Origin of the sequence: Methylacidimicrobium tartarophylax (assembly GCF_902143375.2) — a bacterium.
GTDB lineage: Bacteria > Verrucomicrobiota > Verrucomicrobiia > Methylacidiphilales > Methylacidiphilaceae > Methylacidimicrobium > Methylacidimicrobium tartarophylax.
The window spans coordinates 1-1,433 of sequence record NZ_CABFVA020000051.1; the positions used below are offsets into that span (position 1 = coordinate 1).

Consider the following 1,433-nt stretch of genomic DNA (forward strand, 5'->3'; position numbering starts at 1 on the left):
GGCAGGCCGAGCCGGTCGGCCTGCGCGGTCGAGTAGGTCTGGGTCAGGGGCGGGCCATAAGGTGACGAACTCCAATTCTCGACTCCGGTCATGAAGAGATAATTTGCTCGGATCCAGAAATTTCGATTCGGCTGGAAGGTTGCGGTCGTTTCAAATCCGTTGATCTGAGCAGAGTTTGCCGGCTCCAGGTAGTTGAAGAGATAGGTATTTTCGTGAAAGACGTCCGCCGAAAGGAAAAGACGATTCCGGGCGAGGTTGAATTTTACTCCCAATTCTTCCAACTCGTTGAGGAGGTGAAACGATTGGTTTGTGAAGGTCGGCGAGTAGCCGCCTGCCCCTCCCACGTCGGTTGCTTGAGCCCAGTTGAAGTTGAAGTAGGTCGTCATCCATGGGTAGGGCTTCCACGTCGGGCTGACGTTGAACAGAGGCAGGGCTTGCGTCGTGTCGAGCTGCTCGAACAGGATGGCGGGTGTGCCCGGAGGGGTCTGCGCGGAGATCATGTAGAGGTCGAGACGCGCGCCCAGGATGACCGAAAGGGTGTCTGTAACTTGAATCGTCTGCTGCCAGAAGGGAGAGACCTTCCAGTAGCGAGTCAAGTTGGTTCCGGTCGCTCCGTTGAGCGGCTCGAAGTAGAAGGGGTAGGGGCCGCCGGGCACGAGCCACTCCCCGCCTCCGGGAGCCGAAGGGTTGCCGACCCAGGCTTGAAAGGCGGGGGTAAAGGCGCCGTTGCGAAGGTAGGGATTCTCGAAGACGCTCCACTGGTTTGGGACCGTGAACTCCATCGAGTCGTAGGCAAGCACCTGCTGGTAACGCCATTCGATGCCCGTGTCGAGGAAGTGCTCCATCCGCCCCAAGGGGCCCGGGGTCGTGAACTTCCCCCGGACCTCGGTCCGGTTGTCGATCTCGTACGCATCCCACGCCTCTTGAAAGAAGATCTCGTCCTCGCTCGCGATGTGATCCTGGTACCAGAAGAGCGTATTGTTGACGACCTGGAGGTCGTCGCTTACCACGACCGACTGGATGAGTTGGGCCATGCCGGTGATCGCCCGGCCGAGATCGCCGGGATATTTAATCGTCTGCCGCCGGCTCACCGGAACGGGAGTGCCGAGAAAGTTGTTCGCAGGAACCGTGCCGGGACTACTCACCTGCGAGAGGGATGGGTAACCGGGATAGTAGAGACCATCCTGGATCAACGACTCGGTCGGCCGATTCATCAGCACATCCTCGAGCATGTAGGAGTAAGTGCCGAAGTCGGCGTAGAGATCGGCATGGTAGCGGTCGTTCGGATGCCAGCCGATCGCTCCGTAGAAGTTCTCCTGCTGATCGAAGATATAGTCGTAGTAGCTGCCGTTGTTCATTCCCAAGTAGCTGAACCGGTAACCGAGCTTGGAGGACTGGCCGTCGGCCGGATGGTCGATCGGCCCGCCGACCTC

General features: G+C 59.1%; 1 protein-coding gene. It reads right to left on the minus strand.

What is annotated here, in order from left to right:
- Positions 1-1,433: TonB-dependent receptor (locus MAMT_RS11320; RefSeq protein WP_512698670.1), on the minus strand; the 1,433-nt coding region annotated here is incomplete at both ends.